This window comes from Sulfitobacter sp. 15WGC, from assembly GCF_005068605.1.
Taxonomy (GTDB): domain Bacteria; phylum Pseudomonadota; class Alphaproteobacteria; order Rhodobacterales; family Rhodobacteraceae; genus Sulfitobacter; species Sulfitobacter faviae.
Genome location: NZ_SZNL01000105.1, coordinates 1 through 254, shown reverse-complemented (window position 1 = coordinate 254; position 254 = coordinate 1). Strand labels below are relative to the sequence as shown.

Annotated in this window: 1 rRNA gene; it reads left to right on the top strand. The window is 54.3% G+C overall.

Going from position 1 to position 254, the window contains the following annotated elements:
- Positions 1-254: ribosomal RNA gene (locus FCK22_RS18160) — 23S ribosomal RNA — on the top strand; the annotation flags it as partial.

Below are 254 nucleotides of genomic sequence, written 5' to 3'. Positions count from 1 at the left end.
CGGGATGAGCTGTGCCTAGGGGTGAAAGGCCAATCAAACTCGGAGATAGCTGGTTCTCTGCGAAATCTATTTAGGTAGAGCGTCATCCGAATACCCTCGGGGGTAGAGCACTGGATGGGTAATGGGGCCCACAGGCTTACTGATCCTAACCAAACTCCGAATACCGAGGAGTACTGGATGGCAGACACACGGCGAATGCTAACGTCCGTCGTGGAGAGGGAAACAACCCTGACCTCCGGCTAAGGCCCCTAATT